This window comes from Nostoc sp. 'Peltigera membranacea cyanobiont' 232 (genome assembly GCF_002245985.1).
Taxonomy (GTDB): Bacteria; Cyanobacteriota; Cyanobacteriia; order Cyanobacteriales; family Nostocaceae; genus Nostoc.
Window position 1 is genome coordinate 1 of sequence record NZ_NOLK01000057.1, and the last position, 17,756, is coordinate 17,756.

The following is a 17,756-nucleotide window of genomic DNA, read 5'->3' on the forward strand; positions in this document are numbered from 1 at the left end:
TTCATGCAAAAAATATGTCGCCTGTTTTTGACTTAAAGTGCCTGAAGCAGGCACTTTAAGTCAAACAAAAATAACACGAATAATTTTCCCGAAAATTCCCGAAAAATGCACAAAGTCAACAGCCTAGCTCGGAGGCTGTTTTTACTGCCCTGAGAATATGTGCCAACAACCCTCCAGGTACTGGGTGATTGTTGGCAATGAATTTAATCATGCTGATCATTTGACTGAGAATATGTGCCAACAACCCTCCAGGTACTGGGTGGGTTGAAAGACTGCTGCCAGTTAATTTAGATAGAATCTAAGCCTATACTAGCGTGGCAACAACCCTCTAAGTACTGGGTGGGTTGAAAGCCAAATCTGAAACTATTACGCACGCATACAAAAATGTTGTAATAACGTGCCAGGTACTAGGTGGGTTATCATAATTTTTATTAGGGAGGGTTGAAAGAGAGCGCTACGTTGACATTATCGCTATAGTATCTGTAAATAAATGACATTAATTTGTCACTGGCAGTTAAACGACATCAATTTGTCCCGACGACAGATAATTAGTCCCAACGACATTAATCTGTCACCGACGACAAATAATTAGTCACTGTACATTTAGAATGGACGTAACTGGATTCGAACCAGTGACCTCTACGATGTCAACGTAGCGCTCTAACCAACTGAGCTATACGTCCTTAACCACACGATTATAAATATTAGCATATACTTCTTGAATCGAGCAAGAAAAAGACCCAAATCAGGCGAAGTTTATTATCAAACAGAATTCAGGAGTCATTTCCCATCTGTGGCAAAAACCGGGTCGATCGCAATTGATGAAACTTTTCTCAGATGACCCTAGTGTATGATCGATAAGGTCATTCGGTTCTGGTGGGGAGCAGCTACCAGAGGTAACGGGGAAAGTTCGGTGCAAATCCGGCGCTTGGGAGCAACTGTGAACCAATTTGAGATTACATCTCAAATTCCAAATTGAGTGAGTCAGGATGCCCACCGAAATAGATTTAACAGTTCCACATCTCTGCGAGGTACAGATGACTACTACTGTAAATATTTCCCCAACGAATCCCTTGGGTGTTGCTGACCATACTTTATTTGTTTGCAAAACTTGTGCTAGCGTTTGGCAAGAGGGAAAACGCTTAGGTGAAAGTGGTGGTCAAAAACTTCTAAACCAACTTCAGCAGCTTGCACAAGATTGGAACTTACGAGATGAATTCCCAATTCAAGAAGTTGAATGCATGAGTGCTTGCAATCGTTCTTGTGTAGTTGCCTTTGCTGCCAAAGGTAAATTAACATATTTGTTTGGCGATTTAGCCGTTGATGGTAGTGCATCTGCGGTACTAGAATGCGCTAGTCAATACTATGTCAAAACAGATGGTTTACTACCTTGGTCAGAACGGCCAGAAGCGCTGAAAAAAGGCATTTTGGCAAAGATTCCACCTTTATCTCAATGATGCGCGTTTTAATTCTGGGTGGAACGGGAGATGCCGCAGAACTAGCTGCTAAAGTGGCGACTATTCAAGGGTTAGAAGCAATCACGTCTCTAGCTGGTCGTACCCGTGAACCATCAATTCCGTTGGGCGATTTCAGGGTTGGAGGCTTTGGTGGTGTGGTGGGATTGGCTAGCTATTTGCGTCAAATGCAAATCGACTTATTAATTGATGCAACCCATCCTTTTGCGAGTCAGATTTCCTTCAATGCGGCAGATGCTGCAACTGAAGTCGGAGTACCCCATCTAATGTTAATTCGCCCGCCTTGGGAAAAAGAAAGTGGCGATCGCTGGATTGAAGTTGACAGCGTTGAAGCCGCCGCCATATCTCTGCAAAACCAGGCACAGCGAGTATTTTTGACAGTTGGGAGGCAAGAACTAGCCGTCTTTGCTCACCTAGAGAAAATTTGGTTTCTGATGCGGATGATTGACCCTCCCACTGATGATGCTTTAGTACCCACAGGAAGGATATTGTGCGATCGCGGGCCCTTTACCCTCAATAATGAAAGGCAAATCCTGATTGATAATAATATTGATACCATCGTGAGCAAAAATAGCGGGGGCGATGCCACAAAGCCCAAAATTGTTGCAGCGCGAGAACTGGGTGTGAAGGTTGTTATAATAAACCGTCCAGCCATACCGCCAGGAGAACAAGTTACTGATGTTGATGCTGTTTTGGCATGGCTATTTGACAAGTTGCACAATTAGTACAATCAGGCAAAAGCTTCGATCGGGAATTTTCTTTAGTCAGCTTAAGATAAACTGTGGCGTTGAAAAAAGTCCCAAATGGTCTGACTGGCATTCAAGCCAAGTTTAGCATTGAATTTATTTAGGTTCGGATCGGTTGAAGCACCACCAGGCCAAAAATGTCCCCCATCTACTACAGCTAACTGTAAGACCTCTGAGTTGCCACTACAATTTGAGTACTGAGTAGCTTTGACTTTTGAGCTTTTGCTAGAGTTCGTGTCAGAAAGCAGTGGCGATGCGCTAGGTGAAATACATCGATCGTGCGATCGCCAAAAGCTTACCATGTCTGAAATAGAAACAAGCGCTCCTCGTTGAGTGTGGTCATCACCTTCATAACGAACATCTCGATCGTTTGTACCGTTAACGATCATCATTGAGATCGGAGTCTGAGGTTGGCAATTAGGTTTGAGCCGAACTGGAAGAGAGCCAGCTACTGATGCAAAAGCGGCAATTTTATCAGATAGCTTACATGCTAAAGCTTGGGTAAGTATTCCGCCTCTAGAAAAACCAGTGGCATAGATTTTATGACTATCAATATTTCTTTCTTGCTTCAGATGATCGATTAAAGCACTGACAAATAAAACATCATCTATCTTTCCTTGAGAATTACCTCTAAGGCTCCATTTTTGATTAATTCCATCTGGATAAACAACAATAAATCCTTTTTGCTCTGCTAAATTATTAAAACGCGTAACATCACTAATCGAATGACCACTACCAGCATCTCCATGAAATACTAAAACTAATGGCATTGGGTGGTTTGGATCGTAAGATTTTGGAGTGTAAAGATAGTAAGTGCGTAATCGTCCTTGATTATTTATCTGTCCATAATTATCACCACTCAATATTTTTGGTTGAGAGGTATGTATTTCATCCGCTTGGATTGAATTGCAGGCTGTTACTAAACTAATTACAAGTAAGGAAGTAATAATTTTCTTAAAGTATTGACAGCTATGATATATATTCATGTTCGTTCAATCATTCGATAAGAATATTTTTACTATAATTAGTGTATTTTGTCTATTATCTGAAGTAGGATAAAATTAAAACTAACACTCTTTCTAAAGTGTTAGTTTTAATCATGCTAATCAGCTAAAAGTAATCAAACTTATACCGATTATTTGTGAGACTGCATCAAATAAGGTAATTTTGCCCCAAGTTTGATCGAGGGAAGTTTAATGCAGCTTCTTAGAGAATTGGTATTTTTGCAAGAAGTCGATTACAACATCACTACTAAATGCAGCAGATATATTAAACTCTTACGTAGTGAGCAGGAACCCAACGACGACCGTATCTTGTTCTTTCCCAATGACCAGGAATTAACTTTTTGTGAACATAACGGCTAATCACATTATGTCTCTGAACACCAGGTCTGACAACGATCTCTGCTGCCGATGCCTGTGATGGCAAGGAACCAATTATAAGTGGTAAAGCAAGTAAAGTACCAACAAAGATCCGCTTCATTATTTAATCTCCTATCAGTTATTTTTGGTTTACTTGACTACAACATTCCTAAATGATTTAGGTTCTACTTTTTACCGAGAAAAATGATATTTGAAAATCCCTTTGTCATCAGGATTTTTCCATTAAGAAAAGTGACCCTAAATTTGGAGGAAATCTTATTTGTCTCACGACTCAATTAAGATTGATGTGTCACTTTGAGTTTAAAACACTAAATAGAAAGATAAATGGTAATAAAGTCATAATTTAAGCATGACTAAAGTCATACTTACGTAATGTGCAATTTCTAAATTAGGATTTTGGAAAGTCTCAAATAACAGCAGAGTGACGTAAAAGTGCTACCTTTACCCAACGTACTTTCAGCCCAAATCCGTCCGCCGTGCTGTTGCACAATACTCTTACAGCCAAACCTAAACCAGTCCCATCATGGTTGCGTGAATCTGAAGAGTCAACTTGTTGAAAGCGCTCAAAGATATTCTCAAGTTTGTCAGTTGGGATACCGCGTCCGGTGTCTTTGACTGTCAACAAAACTTCATCCCTTTGTTGTTGCACCCCTAACCAAACCGTACATCCGGCAAGACGAAAACTTAATGGCGTTACTCAGTAAATTAGTCAGAGTTTGGACAATGCGATCGCAATCTACCAATTACTTGAGCCGATAGAGGAATCCGGTTTGATTTGGAGAAAATATCCGTAGGATGTGTTAGCACGGAGAGTACGGCATCAAACCCTTGATAATAGTGCGTTACGAACTCCGTTCTAACACAACGCCAGTTGCTACAACGGATAGCGCCGGCGGCAAGCGAGTTTGCGAGCGTCNGGGAACCTCCGCAACGCACTGGCTCCTCTACAATACCTAATTTCGTTCAAAAATCAAATAGTAATCCTATAGAGCAGAAATGGATAGCGTCACTCCGGCTTTGTCAGCTAAAGGATGTTTATTCCTTTTTCCAAGCCCAATCAGATTGAAAAATGTAAATTTTTAGCAACTTTATCGCCCTATTAGCTTATTTCTTCCAAGGTAGTTTAGTTCCCATTTCAGTCAATGCTGAGAAGATGAGATAGAGGATGAGTAACCCAGCACCCGCAAAAAAAGCCAGTAAATCGTTATCCATAAATGCTATTTGCTAAAACTTCGCTAATCATAGTAAAATCAACTAATCTTGAGCATTTTTTTGAGTCTGCAATCTTCGGTCTTCTGGATGCAAACTGTACCAGCCATACCAGTGACGAACTGCTAGCCAAACTGCTGAAAGCAAACCCGCTAGGCTGAGGGTGAGGCCGCTAAAGGGTACTAATAATCCAAAGATGGGTAATACGGCTCCAGCAATAGTACAGATAATTGCAGCTAAAGAAGCACTGCGACTGGCTCCCAATCCCCATGTCAAAAACAGTAAGATGATAGAAATTAAAGTCCAGGCCAACTGAGCATTGATGACACGAGCCAGATAGGTCAAAATCAATAGACAAGCAAAGAAAATACTAGCAGCGATCGCAACATTTTTGAAACTCATTGGCAGTGATAAATATAACAACAATATCCACCACAAAAATATTGCTGGTGCTAGTAATAAAAGACGCGGAATTACCCCCGTATTCCGAATCGGTTCGGTGTTGGTAAACACTCCAAATGGATTTTTGACTGAAACATTCTCGTCAAATTTCCAAGTAAATTGCGTACTGCGTCCGTCAGATTTAATCTCATCAGGTTCAATACCACTAGCAAAATTAGCCGGAGCAAAGTTGGCATTTGCTATGAGACGGAAGTTAGATAGAATCTGTCCCCCTGCACTATAAACCCAGCGAGGCCCGCCTCTAGCCTGATATGTGACTCGAAAGGAAGTTTCTTCGCCTGGTTGCAGCTGGAAGGGAAAACCATAGTCTTCTGGATTGATTTGTTGCAACCTAGTCCCGTCACGCTCGATTTTGTAGCTAGAAAGCAGTGTGTAGCCCTTGGGTGGCGGTGCTTCAAAGAAAAAATTATTAATATCCTTGAGTTGGTTAATTACTTTATAATCAGCAGTATAATCTGCCCGATAAATTGAGCTACGACCTGGAACATCTACACTTTGGTCAAGCTTGACTTGAATTTGCGAACCAGCCAAGGTCAAGAAGCGGTTAATATCTCGTGTCTCATTTACCTTGACTATTTTGTTACCGACTTGAGTGTTATATGAGTATGGCTCCTGGATAGTGTAGCGCACTTGCGGGGCAAGTTGTTCGAGCTTTTCACCTGCAACACTTTCAGTCACTTGAGCCACCCTTGCTTGTTCCCAGTAGTGGTAGCGATTGCTCAAAGTTGAACAGAGAAAAAATCCTGGTACCAACAAAACTAATACTAGAGTTAAATGCTGTAATCCGCGCAACAGTTGGGAATAACCAACAGCCCATTCACCGATGAATATAAGTTGTTCCGGCTGGCTGCGACGGAGAGAAAAACTTATTAGTGCGATCGCAACTCCTAAAGCTACGATCAAAAACACTAATAACAGTGAAGCTTTGAGCGCCTGGGTTCCAAATTGAACAAGCTCAATCGGATGCGTCAAATCGGGTAATCCGGGAATACCTTGAGCAGAAGATGACATTGGCTAATTTTTGCAGAGTTTGCAGAACCAGACCGATAAAATCTCTTAAAAGTTTCTGAACAATAGTTTTATTTAATACGCAGACAGTCCGATCAAGTGTTGCTAAATTGCTCAACTACAACTAAGAAATTACGCAAAACTATCTCAAAATATAGAAAGCCACTGGTAGCATCAGCGTGTAGGATTGAAAAATATTAATTTTCCGGCTTTTGCTGATGAATAATGCATTTGGTAGCTGGCAAGAATGGTTAACAGTATTTGCCTATCTAGGTTTCACCGCCTTTATTATCTGGCGCGTGTTTACCGCCGAGAAGAATTAAAAAAGCTACATATCATCTCACCAGGATCTTTTTGCTCAAAGGGCAAAATAGTCCCATTATGTTGAACCTTAACTCGTTCGCGACAATTGTAAACCTCAGTCGGTCTTTTTACCCCATCGACACTAACGGCTGCTCTGTATTCCCAATAATTTTTAGCACTTCGGTTTATACTGATAATGCAAATCTGGTGGTGTTGGTGTAGTCTGTCGTCAACATCGTAATTGCGGCATACAGATGCAAAAGCTGGATATGCTGCGGATAAACTAAGTATCAAAAGAAACACTATTGCTACTATTTTTATCCTGTTCATAAAAAATTATTTAAGAAAATTTAGGGACTCACGTAAAAATAAAATACCAGTTAGACACTTTGTATTTAGCAGAAAAGTCTCAAACTTGATTGTGTTCATGTACCATACCCTAATACCAATTCGTAATATCCTGCGGGAAGCCGCACTTCGTGCGTCTACGTAATTGAGAAAGTCAGATTACATCTGGCTGGGTTTCCACCATTTGTATCTGTAGTCTTATTTTGGAGAATTGATATAAATAACAATATTTGCAAAAAAAAGCCAGTCTTAAGGACGATAAAATTGCGACTAAAAACAAATTTTGAGCAATCTGAGATTGCACGCTGTTGTGCGGCAGTGCTGCTTTTCGGTCAAGTGTGGCTACATTTACTCCAGGGAAAAACTTACTACCGCAAAATTCTGCAACATCTGGTGACTGCTGGGCCCGGTTCTATCTCTCCAGTTCTCCTTGTTAGCGGTTTTGCAGGAATGATTTTTACTATTCAGACAGCGAGAGAATTAGTCCGATTTGGGGCTGAAAATGCTGTGGGAGGTGCTTTTGCCTTAGCTTTTTGTAGAGAATTGGCTCCGATTTTAACCGCTAGTATTATGGCGGGACAAGTCGGTTCTGCTTTTGCAGCAGAAATAGGTGCAATGCGGGTAACAGAGCAAATCGATGCACTTTATATGCTGAAAACCGATCCAATTGATTATCTAGTACTTCCTAGAGTAATTGCTTGTAGTTTGATGGTGCCTTTGATGACGATTTTGGCTTTAGTAACTGGTATCTTCGGCGGAATTTTTGCTGCATTCCAGTTTTACAAAATTATTCCTGAAACATTTTTAGAATCAGTCAGAAATTTTTTACAACCATCAGATTTGTTTATTATTTTGCTAAAAGGGTTTATTTTTGGAGTGCTGGTTTCTGTGATTGGTTGTAGTTGGGGTTTAACTACTAAGGGTGGAGCTAAGGAAGTAGGAGAATCGGCAACAAAAGCAGTTGTTACTAGTTGGGTATCCATTTTTATTATGGATTTTTTCCTTTCTCTATTGCTATTTGAACAGCCTGCATTTTAAATCTAAGTAAGTAGAAAACAAGATTCTCAACCTCGTGAAAAAGTTGGGAATCTTAAGTAAAAATAAATATTTAGGTAAGCAATATTCAGTTATTAAATGTTGGCGCAACCTGCCGCAGGCATCACTAGCTTTTTTAGTATACTTCATCATCTTAGCGGCATTTGGGAATATACTAACTTGTAGATTAGCGCACCCAAAGCTAAACCTGATAATGAAAAGATAGATGTAGTCAAAAAAGCTAGCTTTTGCTTAAGACCTGCTTTTTGAAAGTCTATTTTGACTAATATAGTTGCCGAAATAATGAGTAAAGTATCAAGAAATACCCCAAACCAGGCAATCATAATAAAAAACAAGAAAGCTGCTAAAACGGCAACACCGAAAGACTTAATATTTGATTTAAGCAAAGTATTGAGGTAATATGTCATTTTCGGCCAAGGAGTGGTCAACGTCACTATTAAAAGCAAAATACCAACCACAGTTAGAACCCACACAGAGCGAGGCGCGTGTGTTTCAGATATTACCCAGCCCAAGGTACTGTAACTAAGCAGTACTAGTGCCAAGGACACCCAAGGAACTCTTTTCAAAATTGACATGGGTTAATATTCCTAGTACAAGGTCTCTGAACTTACTTGGCTTAACAGGTAAAAGGCAACGGGAAAAAAGGCTCTTTGAGTTGTAATGAGTTTTTTCACGCAATCAAATATGAGTCCTCTTCAAGGCAAATTATTATAACTATTGACTAATAGCTAAACAATCATTTTCTGCCCACCAAGCATAGATAGGTGTATCGCGGTCTGGTAAAGCACCAAAAGTATTAGGTTGCAATACATTTATGCTAATACCATTTGTTAATTCCACAACATAATTAACGTGTGTGCCCAAATACATAACATTGACAAGCCGTCCTTCAAAAGAGTTAGCTGGCAAATTAGGTGGATAAAGGGAAAGCTGTATTTTTTCTGGGCGCACACTCACTACTACTCCTTGTGATAATTGAGATGGCGTATCTTCAGTGCGGCTAATGATAATTGAGAGTCCTGTTTTTGTTGAAATTTTAATATTAGAGGAATCTACCGCGACAATTTCACCACTGAATAAATTAGTATCGCCAATAAAATCAGCAACAAAAGATGTTTGGGGACGTTCGTAAATTTGACTGGGAGTGCCAACTTGTTCAATTTTGCCTTGGTTCATGACGGCAATGCGATCGCTCAAAGATAATGCTTCTTCTTGATCGTGTGTCACCATCACAAAGGTTACTCCTAAGTCTTTGTGTAAATTTGATAACTCAACCTGCATTTCTTTACGGAGTTTTAAATCTAACGCCCCCAAAGGTTCATCCAGTAGGACGACGGTGGGACGGTTGACTAAGGCCCTTGCTAAGGCGACTCGCTGCTGTTGACCACCAGAAAGTTGACTGGGAAAACGCGATCGCAAACTTTCCATTTTCACTCTTTTTAAAGCTTCTTGAACTCTAATTTCAATTTCCGATTTGGGGATTTTTTTTAACCGCAGTCCAAAGGCGATGTTATCCCAGACATTCAGGTGGTTGAATAGAGCGTAACTTTGAAATACAGTATTGACGGGCCGGCGGTAAGGCGGCACATTAGTCATAGACTGACCCTGAATCAACACTTTGCCAGCATCAGCGATTTCAAAGCCAGCAATTAAGCGCAGTGTTGTTGTTTTGCCACAACCGGAGGGGCCTAAAATACTAAAAAATTCTCCCTGTCTGACATCCAAATCTATTCCATGTACTGCTGGTTCTTGGTTAAAAAACTTGAACACATTACGCAGTTCAACATCAAGTGGCTGAAAAGTTGTTATCCCCCTCTGATTCTGGATGAAAATTTGAGCCATAATCCTTAGTAGAATGCCGTGATCTTACGTAATTTTGTCAGTAGTCTATTGGGCAGACTAGATTTGACACTTTGGTTTATTGTATCCGCCAAAAACAATTGTTCAAGAATATACTCGCCCGATTCTTTCATACCCATGACTGGGGATGAGTTTAGGGTAATTGTGTACAAATAATACCGCTCTTAATAATCATTCTTTGTCTTATGTCTTTATTCCCATCAATTGGCAGCAAAAAAGATACACGTACAGTTGGACATGGTTTGCAATCAATATTTTTAATCGTATTTACCCTATTAATGATCGCTGGCATTGGGTCGCGTTTGGCATATTTGCAAATTGTTGAAGGGCCAAAACTGCGAGAAAGAGCCGAAGCGAACCGAATTCGGATGATTCTTAAACAACCGGAACGGGGAAATATTTTTGACCGCAACGGCAAACTTTTAGCCAGTACTCGCTATCCTAGCTCTGTATATTTGTGGCCTATGGCACATACTAAGCCTTCCTGGTCTGTAGTCGGCCCGCGTCTAGCGCAAATTCTCAACATTCCGCAAGATGAGATGGAAAAGAAATTAGAACAAGCAGGTGCTAATTCTTCTTCACTCATCCGAATTGCCCGCGATCTCAATGAAGCAGAAATTACGGCACTAAAGGAGTATAAAAATGAACTCCCAGAAGTGGAAATTAATACAGATTCTGTACGTTATTATCCTCACGGTAAAGAGTTAGCGCATGTATTAGGTTATACGCGAGAGTTGACCGCCGACCAGCTAAAAGGCAAGAAACAGGAAGGCTACCGATTAGGAGATGTCATCGGTCAGATGGGGGTGGAAAAAGCTTATGAGAAAGTGCTACGGGGCGAATGGGGCGGTCAGCAAGTGGAAGTAGATGGTGCGGGTAGACCAATCCGAGTTGTGGGGGAGAAACAGGCAAAGGCTGGTAACGATTTGCACTTAACTCTAGATTTGGATGTGCAAAAGGCAGCAGAAAAAGCTTTGGGAAATCAACGAGGTGCGATCGCAGCACTCGATCCAAACAACGGTGCTGTTTTAGCATTGGTATCTTACCCCACCTTTGACCCAAATATTTTCTCCAAACAAAAACTCTCCCAGAAAGATTGGGAAAGCTTGCAAGGTAAAGATCATCCCTTAGTCAATCGGGCTTTGAGTGCCTTTCCACCCGCCAGTACTTTCAAAATTGTCACCACCACAGCCGGTTTAGAATCAGGTGAATTCTCTCCTGGGTCAATATTACAAACCTTTGGTTCCCTTACCGTTGGTGGGGTGACTTTTGGTGAGTGGAACCACGCCGGATTCGGGCCATTAGGATTTCCCAGAGCGCTAGCTATGAGTAGTGATACTTTCTTCTATCAAGTTGGTAGAAAAGTCGGTGGCCCAACTTTAATCAAATGGAGCCGCAAATATGGATTTGGTCAAAGAACTGGCATTGAATTTCCTAACGAAGAATCAATAGGCTTGGTTCCAGATGAAATGTGGAAGCAGAAAGTTTTGAGGACACCTTGGACTGTAGGCGACACCATTAATATGTCAATTGGTCAAGGCGCTTTACAAGTGACACCGCTACAATCGGCGATTATGTTTTCTGTCCCTGCTAATGGCGGGTATCGAGTTCAGCCGCATTTGCTCAAAGACAACGAAGAAGCAAAAAGTTGGCGAGAATCTTTAAATATGAAGCCGGAAACGATCAAAGTTCTCCGCGATGGACTGCGGAGGGTGGTGAGTGAGGGGACTGGCAAACACTTAGATGTGCCCACAATTGCCCCAGCCTCTGGAAAAAGTGGCACTGCTGAAGCTGGTGCCGGTCGCCCAAATCATACTTGGTTTGGTGCTTATGCCCCAAGTAATAAGCCGGAAATCGTAGTTGTGGCCTTTGGTGAAAACTCCGGCGAACATGGCGGTACTATTTGTGGGCCGATGGTTTTACAAGTGCTAGAAGCTTATTTTCAGCATAAGTATCCAGGTAAGTATAAAAAACCTCAGCCCGATCCATCAGAAGCAAAAACTCAGAATTCAGGACATGGCACTGGAGACTAGTACCGCAAGGCGGAATTCAAAATTCAAAATTCAAAATTCAAAATGAATACAGCGTAAGCCTTTCGTTGATTTGAAATGGTAGCTTTATTTACGCCGTGGTGTACTAGTAGCGCTTTGCGTAATTCGTAATGACGCTCTCTATGAGACGCTGAACTAACGTAATTCGTAATTCCCATTGCATAAGGGTTTTAGACCTATGGGATCAATTGAAAATAATTAATCACTGCCGATTAGTTTGTGGTTAAATACTTGCTAAGAATTCAGCAGAGTTGTTTACAGATAATCTTAATTTTGAAATCTTCTTTGTCTTATGGCTATATTGAAACCATCTCTACTTGGTGGGAAAAAAAATACACGTACAGTTGGACAGAGTTTCCAGCCAATATTTTTAATTATATTTACTCTATTGATGATGACGGGAATCAGCGTTCGTTTGGCATATTTGCAAATTACTGAAGGAACGAACCACCGAAAACGAGCCGAGTCAAATCGAATTCGGATGATTCCCAAACAACCAGAACGGGGCAACATTTTTGACCGCAATGGTAAACTTTTAGCTAGTACTCGCTATCCTCGTTCTATATATTTGTGGCCGATGGCACATACAAAGCCTGCGTGGTCAGTCGTGGGAGCGCGTCTATCTGAAATTCTGGAAGTTTCTCAAGAAGAGATGGAAAAGAAATTAGAAGAGGCAGGCGCTAACTCTTCTTCACTGATCCGAATTGCCCGCGACTTGAATGAAGCGCAAATTACGGCATTGAAGGAGTATCAAACCGAACTTAAAGACGTAGAAATTCATACAGAAGCCGTTCGCTACTACCCCCACGGCAAGGAATTAGCACATGTATTAGGGTATACGCGAGAACTGACCGCCGACCAGTTAAAACAAAAGAAGCAGGAAGGCTACCGATTAGGTGATGTCATTGGTCAAATGGGAGTTGAAAAAGCTTATGAGAAAACTCTGCGGGGCGAATGGGGTGGTCAGCAGGTAGAAGTGGATGGTGCAGGTCGACCGCTCAGGGTTTTGGGTGAGAAGCAGGCGAAACCTGGTAAAGATTTGCACATGACCCTAGATTTAAATATGCAAAAAACAGCAAAAAAAGCTTTAGGCGATCGCGATGGTGCGATCGTGGCCCTTGACCCAAAGAATGGTGCCGTTTTAGCAATGGTGTCTCACCCCACCTTTGACCCCAATCTTTTCTCGAAGCAGAAACTCACCCAAAAAGATTGGAAAATTGTGCAAGGTGCAGATCATCCCTTAGTAAATCGCGCCCTCAGCGCCTTTCCACCCGCTAGCACCTTCAAAATTGTCACCACTACTGCCGGTCTAGAATCAGGTAAATTTTCTCCTAGCACAGTCTTGCAAACCTACGGTTCCTTAAGTTTTGGCGGGACTCGATTTGGTGAATGGAATCACGCCGGATTCGGGCCGTTGGGTTTTGTCGGGGCATTACAGTGGAGTAGTGATACCTTCTTCTATCAAATTGGTCGCGGAGTCGGCGGCCCAACTTTAATTGAATGGACTCGCAAATATGGATTTGGTAAAAAAACCGGATTTGAGTTTGCCAACGAAGAAGCAACAGGTTTAGTACCAGATGAAGCATGGAAGCAGAAAGCTTGGAAAATACCTTGGACTGTAGGCGACAGCATTAATATCTCAATTGGTCAAGGTGCTTTACAAACAACACCTCTGCAAGTCGCTGTCATGTTTGCCGTACCCGCTAATGGTGGCTACCGATTCCAGCCGCATTTGCTTAAAGACAACGAAGAAGCAAAAAGCTGGCGAGAATCTTTAAATATAAAACCAACAACCATAAGTATTCTCCGTCAGGGACTGCGGAAAGTAGTAGCTGAAGGTACTGGCAAAGCTTTGAAGCAGCCAACAGTTCCCCCAGTCGCTGGTAAGAGTGGTACTGCTGAAGCCTGGAAAGGTCGTGTTAAGCAAAATCACGCTTGGTTTGGTGCTTATGCACCTGCTGAACAACCAGAAATTGCGATCGTGGCTTTTGCTGAACATTCTGGCGGTGGCGGTGGGAGCATTGCTGCACCAATGATTTTACAAATTATGGAAGAATATTTTCAACGCAAGTATCCAGGTAAGTATCAGAAACCAGCGCCTAAGAAAGCATGAAATTGGGTAATGGGGTATTGATTATTCTCTTCTCTACCCCTTATCTACCTCATGTTTCCTATTTCTCCTATTACCAAACAAAAATGGTTCTTCAGTACCTAGTATGCTAAATTTATCTTAAAAAGCTTGCTATATATGGGAAATCAAGCTTATTTCTCAGATTATTTCTTAATATTAATATTGCCTCTTTCCCCTGTTCCCTCTTAAAGACTGTGAATTTAGCATAACAAGTACGGTAGAGCCACAAAAATGAGGTCAATGGTGATTGAAGACTTGCTGCTTTGGGAAGGAATGCAACCGTTTAGAAGTAGGAAAATCGGAGACACTTAGCTGAGATTTACGTTTGTAGAGAGATGTATAGCCGCTTATAATTCGCTAAAAGTTTAGAGAGGCTCTAGAAGATGGTGTCAATTCATGGCAGACAAACCGCAACAAGAAATAGTAGTGAATAAATCAGTTAATTCACCCCAAGAAACTTCAGAAATAAAAATCCAGGCTCAATCATCAGTAGAAAATGAACCCTCTATACTAGAGTCTTTTGTTACAACTGTTGCTCAGACTGGCAAAGCAGTTTTAGACACAGCAATAGAAGTGGGAGAAGCAACAGCAAAACAAACACATAAATTCATTGAGGAAACAACTAAAACCAGTGGTCAGGTGGTGGATCGCCTTAGCGAAAATTGGCTGATTAGAAAACTATCTGGAGTGTTAAATCTAAATTGGCTGATCGCTGATAATAACCTTGTTGATTTGGAAAAAGCAGAAGCGGAAGTAAACAAGCTTAAGCAAAACTATCCGAATGAATTACCTAGCCAGATTGCTCACCGAATCATGATGGAAAAAGCCACTCAAGCAGGTACAGTTGGACTAGCAACTAGTATTTTGCCAGGAATAGCAATTGCATTGTTGGCAATTGATTTAACAGCGACAACCAAATTGCAGTCAGAAATGCTTTATCAAATTGCATCAGTCTACGGGCTAGATTTAAAAGATCCTGCCCGTAAAGGTGAAATTTTGGCAATTTTTGGTCTGGCTTTGGGTGGAGGTCGTCTTTTGAAAGCTGCGGGATTAGGCTTGTTACGAAATGTGCCCTTGGCGGGTGCTGCGATCGCAGCTAGTTCAAATGCGACGATGATCTATTCATTGGGCTATGCTGCTTGTCGATTTTACGAAGCCAAGTTAGATGAATCAACTTCCCTCGCATCCCCACAGACTCTAGAAACATTAAAAGCAGAAAGTGAAAAGTATTTAGAAAGTGCGATCGCTCAAGAAGCCGTTATGGATCAAATTTTAGTTCACATGATCCTTGCTAGTCATCCAGACAAGACTTTGGAAGAAATTTTGCCGGAATTACAAGCTGTAAAACTCAGTCCTACCTCGTTGGATGCCATTGCCCAAAATATCAAATCACCAAAGTCTTTAGATATACTGCTTAATCAGCTGAATCACGATTTTGCCATACCCTTGCTGGCTCAGTGTAACAAAATTGCCCAGCTTGACAATAAGACTACACCACTTGAGCAAGAAATAATCGCAGCGATCGCTAGGAAATTTGATATTGATGTTCTCACTTTCCAGTCTCAACCTATTTAATTCACATTAGGCGTAACTCCTCACTCATAACTCCTCACTGCTGATTCAGTAAGCCGATTTAAGTATCTTTCGATTAAGAGGATGGCAACAATGTCATCTATCGGTCTTGGTGGCTGTCGCAGACCTTGTGGCAATAGCTTTATTAGCCCTTTGGGTGGGAACATTTGCCAATAGCGATCGCGTGCTTCTAAGGTTGTATAGCGCTCATCCACTAAAATAATACTCAGAGGTTCTGTCAATTCCTGATATAATTTCTGTCTCCACTCTTTGGCTGTAGTTTGATCTCCCATCACCATCAAGGAGATCGGAAACCTTTGACGCAGGGTCTCAATGGTAGCGATCGCTTCTTTTGCTAGCACGACCTGATGATAATACAATTGCCGATCCAGTCCCATCACCGCTAAACCACACTTATCTCGACCTGGATCAAAGCCCAATATGACTGGTTGCGTTGGTGAAAATTCGCGGAAAGTCATAAGAAATTCAAAATTAAAATTAAGAATTAGAAATCAATAAATACAACCACAGCAATTATTTTGACTGCTGTTGAATATGTTTAAATCTTACTAATAACAGTGTGCAAATAATGTTTTAAGTACTAAAAATTATTTGTCCGTTGACTATTGCCACTAATTTTACTCTCAATGGGCCGGCTGTATAAGTGTCCTCTGCTGCGATCGCTTTGATCTCTAACGGTTGATTATACTGTCTTAATTGGGCGATAAAACGCAAGAAAGTCCCTTCTACTTGCACATTTTCGACAATTCCGGCATTACGGGCCCGAAATTGGGAAGCAGAAATTAGTATTTCCAGCCGTTGCTGTAACTGATAGGATGTCATGGTTTTGGAATCGGCAGTAGTTGTGGCTAGCACTGCACCTCCCGAAAAAACTAATTGATTTCGGGCTGTATCAGCGAAAAACTCTATCTGCTTTTCTCCCCTGACGTAGTTCCCTGCCGAGAAAATTCGCACCACATATTCTTGACCATCGCTAATCTGCTTGCTCAATTGGTCAACTCTATCCTGAGTCACGTGCAGTAGCTCTACATTTGCAGGATTTGCCCCAGGCTCACTTAATTCCAGGTTGGCGTTGCGATTGGCTTCTTGTAAAAGTTGTACCACAGCCTGACGAGCAGCAGCAGGTTGGGTAACACGAATTACAGCAGCAGATAGAACTTGACCGCGAACTAAGGCCAGCTTACCTAGACGCAGGTCACGGTAAGACTGATAATATTTTTCTAACCTTGCAACTTCCAGTTCTAGTTGCTCCTGTTGTGCTTCCAATTCTTTCAGGCGCGATTCCCGTTTGGCGATCACTTCCTCTCGGGATGCAACTTCTACATTCCGCTTTTGAATCAATTGATCGAGTTGGCCAATTTTTTGATCGCGCATTTCTATGGCTTCTTGACGGTTAGCAAGTTCGAGATCGCGTTTTTCAATAGCTGTTTTGGCTTCGTCAATGGCTTTTTTCGCTTCAGCGTACAGTCGTTGTCGTTCTGTCTTTAGTAGTTCAACTGCGGCCTGTAGCTCTTTTCTCTGAGTGGAAACGCTTTGCAACTCAGCTATAGCTTTTTGGTATTGAGTTACAACTTGTCCTAGCTGACCTTGAGTGCGTTGGAGTTGAGTTTGAGTTAGGGCTTGTTGACTAATAGTGCGGTTCAATTGAGCTTGTGTTTGGCGTTGTTTGGCATTTGCCGCCTGCAAGGATTGATTAATTACCTGCAAGTCTTGTTGTGCTTTTGTTTGGGCAACTCTAGCTTGGTTTAGCTCGCTTTCTACCTGACTTTTCTGAGTTTCTGCGGTTTTTAGCTGTTCCCGCTTCTGTCTGAGGTCTGTTTGAATATCTTCTAATTCAAAGACTCCTTTTCGCAAGCCTTCGTCGGCAGCGAATAAAATTCCTAACGTTGATGCTGAAATCAAACCGCCCGTAAAAATAGTTACCACTACAGCAGTATTTTTCGGACGAAGCTTAAAAAGTGAGAGGCGAGCTTTGCCAACTCGTGTGCCGATGCGATCGCCCACGGTTGCAATTACGCCTCCCAAGATTAAAATTGCTGCGATGAGGATGTATCCGGTGGTCATCTTTAGCTACCGAAATCCTTCCAGATACAGCCTACTACTTTTAAGCATTGTCTGGAAAGAAGTGGAAA

General features: G+C 41.6%; 13 protein-coding genes, 1 tRNA gene, 1 pseudogene and 1 riboswitch. Of the genes and pseudogenes, 6 read left to right on the plus strand and 9 right to left on the minus strand.

What is annotated here, in order from left to right; genetic code table 11:
* Positions 1-609: 609 nt before the first annotated feature.
* Positions 610-683: transfer RNA gene (locus CDG79_RS19420), tRNA-Val, on the minus strand.
* A gap of 168 nt (positions 684-851) precedes the next feature.
* A riboswitch (cobalamin riboswitch) is annotated at positions 852-1,015 on the plus strand.
* A 22-nt stretch (positions 1,016-1,037) separates the two neighbouring features.
* On the opposite strand from CDG79_RS19420, the gene CDG79_RS19425 reads away from it, so the two are divergent.
* Both CDG79_RS19425 and CDG79_RS19430 read left to right on the plus strand, forming a co-directional pair.
* Positions 1,038-1,457 (plus strand): DUF1636 family protein, encoded by a 420-nt coding sequence (locus CDG79_RS19425; protein ID WP_094343588.1) that lies wholly within the window; start codon positions 1,038-1,040, stop codon positions 1,455-1,457.
* A complete protein-coding gene (locus CDG79_RS19430; protein WP_094343612.1) occupies positions 1,457-2,200 on the plus strand; it encodes a cobalt-precorrin-6A reductase in 744 nt (247 codons plus the stop codon). The genes CDG79_RS19425 and CDG79_RS19430 overlap by 1 nt, the downstream gene beginning before the upstream one ends.
* A 44-nt stretch (positions 2,201-2,244) precedes the next feature.
* Here CDG79_RS19430 and CDG79_RS19435 read toward each other — a convergent pair whose 3' ends face one another.
* The 4 genes and pseudogenes from CDG79_RS19435 to CDG79_RS19450 form a co-directional block, all read right to left on the minus strand.
* The gene (locus tag CDG79_RS19435; protein ID WP_094343589.1) at positions 2,245-3,207 is read right to left on the minus strand and encodes an extracellular catalytic domain type 1 short-chain-length polyhydroxyalkanoate depolymerase; all 963 of its coding nucleotides are present in this window, start codon (positions 3,205-3,207) and stop codon (positions 2,245-2,247) included.
* 283 nt (positions 3,208-3,490) lie between these two features.
* The gene (locus tag CDG79_RS19440) at positions 3,491-3,703 is read right to left on the minus strand and encodes a hypothetical protein (protein ID WP_094343590.1); all 213 of its coding nucleotides are present in this window, start codon (positions 3,701-3,703) and stop codon (positions 3,491-3,493) included.
* Positions 3,704-3,939: 236 nt separating this feature from the next.
* Positions 3,940-4,340, minus strand: a pseudogene (locus tag CDG79_RS19445) (sensor histidine kinase); the annotation flags it as partial.
* A gap of 517 nt (positions 4,341-4,857) precedes the next feature.
* Positions 4,858-6,285 carry a DUF456 domain-containing protein gene (locus tag CDG79_RS19450; RefSeq protein ID WP_094343591.1) on the minus strand — a complete coding sequence of 476 codons (1,428 nt, stop codon included), beginning with the start codon at positions 6,283-6,285 and terminating at the stop codon, positions 4,858-4,860.
* Positions 6,286-7,197: 912 nt separating this feature from the next.
* Between CDG79_RS19450 and CDG79_RS19460 the strand changes: the two genes are divergently transcribed.
* The gene (locus tag CDG79_RS19460) at positions 7,198-7,971 is read left to right on the plus strand and encodes an MlaE family ABC transporter permease (RefSeq protein ID WP_094343593.1); all 774 of its coding nucleotides are present in this window, start codon (positions 7,198-7,200) and stop codon (positions 7,969-7,971) included.
* Between the two features lie 146 nt (positions 7,972-8,117).
* Here CDG79_RS19460 and CDG79_RS19465 read toward each other — a convergent pair whose 3' ends face one another.
* Entirely contained in the window at positions 8,118-8,564 is a 447-nt protein-coding gene (locus CDG79_RS19465; RefSeq protein WP_094343594.1) for a hypothetical protein, read from the minus strand.
* Between the two features lie 139 nt (positions 8,565-8,703).
* On the minus strand, positions 8,704-9,831 hold the full coding sequence (locus tag CDG79_RS19470) for an ABC transporter ATP-binding protein (protein ID WP_094328308.1): 1,128 nt from the start codon (positions 9,829-9,831) through the stop codon (positions 8,704-8,706).
* A gap of 203 nt (positions 9,832-10,034) precedes the next feature.
* Between CDG79_RS19470 and mrdA (CDG79_RS19475) the strand changes: the two genes are divergently transcribed.
* From mrdA (CDG79_RS19475) to CDG79_RS19485, 3 genes are all read left to right on the plus strand, one after another.
* Positions 10,035-11,882 carry a penicillin-binding protein 2 gene (gene mrdA / locus CDG79_RS19475; protein ID WP_094343595.1) on the plus strand — a complete coding sequence of 616 codons (1,848 nt, stop codon included), beginning with the start codon at positions 10,035-10,037 and terminating at the stop codon, positions 11,880-11,882.
* A 310-nt stretch (positions 11,883-12,192) separates the two neighbouring features.
* Positions 12,193-14,013 (plus strand): penicillin-binding protein 2, encoded by a 1,821-nt coding sequence (mrdA, locus tag CDG79_RS19480; protein WP_094343596.1) that lies wholly within the window; start codon positions 12,193-12,195, stop codon positions 14,011-14,013.
* A 414-nt stretch (positions 14,014-14,427) separates the two neighbouring features.
* The gene (locus CDG79_RS19485) at positions 14,428-15,606 is read left to right on the plus strand and encodes an EcsC family protein (RefSeq protein WP_094343597.1); all 1,179 of its coding nucleotides are present in this window, start codon (positions 14,428-14,430) and stop codon (positions 15,604-15,606) included.
* Positions 15,607-15,626: 20 nt separating this feature from the next.
* On the opposite strand, the gene CDG79_RS19490 is transcribed toward CDG79_RS19485, so the two are convergent.
* Both CDG79_RS19490 and CDG79_RS19495 read right to left on the minus strand, forming a co-directional pair.
* Positions 15,627-16,082: a Holliday junction resolvase RuvX gene (locus tag CDG79_RS19490; protein ID WP_094328312.1), complete on the minus strand. Its 456-nt coding sequence runs from the start codon at positions 16,080-16,082 to the stop codon at positions 15,627-15,629.
* Positions 16,083-16,197: 115 nt separating this feature from the next.
* Positions 16,198-17,688 (minus strand): DUF3084 domain-containing protein, encoded by a 1,491-nt coding sequence (locus tag CDG79_RS19495; protein ID WP_094343598.1) that lies wholly within the window; start codon positions 17,686-17,688, stop codon positions 16,198-16,200.
* Between the last annotated feature and the right edge of the window lie 68 nt (positions 17,689-17,756).

Excerpts from the sequence above, each read along its gene's own strand:
- mrdA (WP_094343596.1), top strand. The coding sequence starts at position 12,193 with ATGGCTATATTGAAACCATCTCTACTTGGTGGGAAAAAAAATACACGT.
- CDG79_RS19425 (WP_094343588.1), top strand. The coding sequence starts at position 1,038 with ATGACTACTACTGTAAATATTTCCCCAACGAATCCCTTGGGTGTTGCT.
- CDG79_RS19440 (WP_094343590.1), bottom strand. The coding sequence starts at position 3,703 with ATGAAGCGGATCTTTGTTGGTACTTTACTTGCTTTACCACTTATAATT.
- CDG79_RS19490 (WP_094328312.1), bottom strand. The coding sequence starts at position 16,082 with ATGACTTTCCGCGAATTTTCACCAACGCAACCAGTCATATTGGGCTTT.
- CDG79_RS19465 (WP_094343594.1), bottom strand. The coding sequence starts at position 8,564 with ATGTCAATTTTGAAAAGAGTTCCTTGGGTGTCCTTGGCACTAGTACTG.
- CDG79_RS19470 (WP_094328308.1), bottom strand. The coding sequence starts at position 9,831 with ATGGCTCAAATTTTCATCCAGAATCAGAGGGGGATAACAACTTTTCAG.
- CDG79_RS19435 (WP_094343589.1), bottom strand. The coding sequence starts at position 3,207 with ATGAATATATATCATAGCTGTCAATACTTTAAGAAAATTATTACTTCC.
- mrdA (WP_094343595.1), top strand. The coding sequence starts at position 10,035 with ATGTCTTTATTCCCATCAATTGGCAGCAAAAAAGATACACGTACAGTT.
- CDG79_RS19495 (WP_094343598.1), bottom strand. The coding sequence starts at position 17,688 with ATGACCACCGGATACATCCTCATCGCAGCAATTTTAATCTTGGGAGGC.
- CDG79_RS19485 (WP_094343597.1), top strand. The coding sequence starts at position 14,428 with ATGGCAGACAAACCGCAACAAGAAATAGTAGTGAATAAATCAGTTAAT.
- CDG79_RS19430 (WP_094343612.1), top strand. The coding sequence starts at position 1,457 with ATGCGCGTTTTAATTCTGGGTGGAACGGGAGATGCCGCAGAACTAGCT.
- CDG79_RS19450 (WP_094343591.1), bottom strand. The coding sequence starts at position 6,285 with ATGTCATCTTCTGCTCAAGGTATTCCCGGATTACCCGATTTGACGCAT.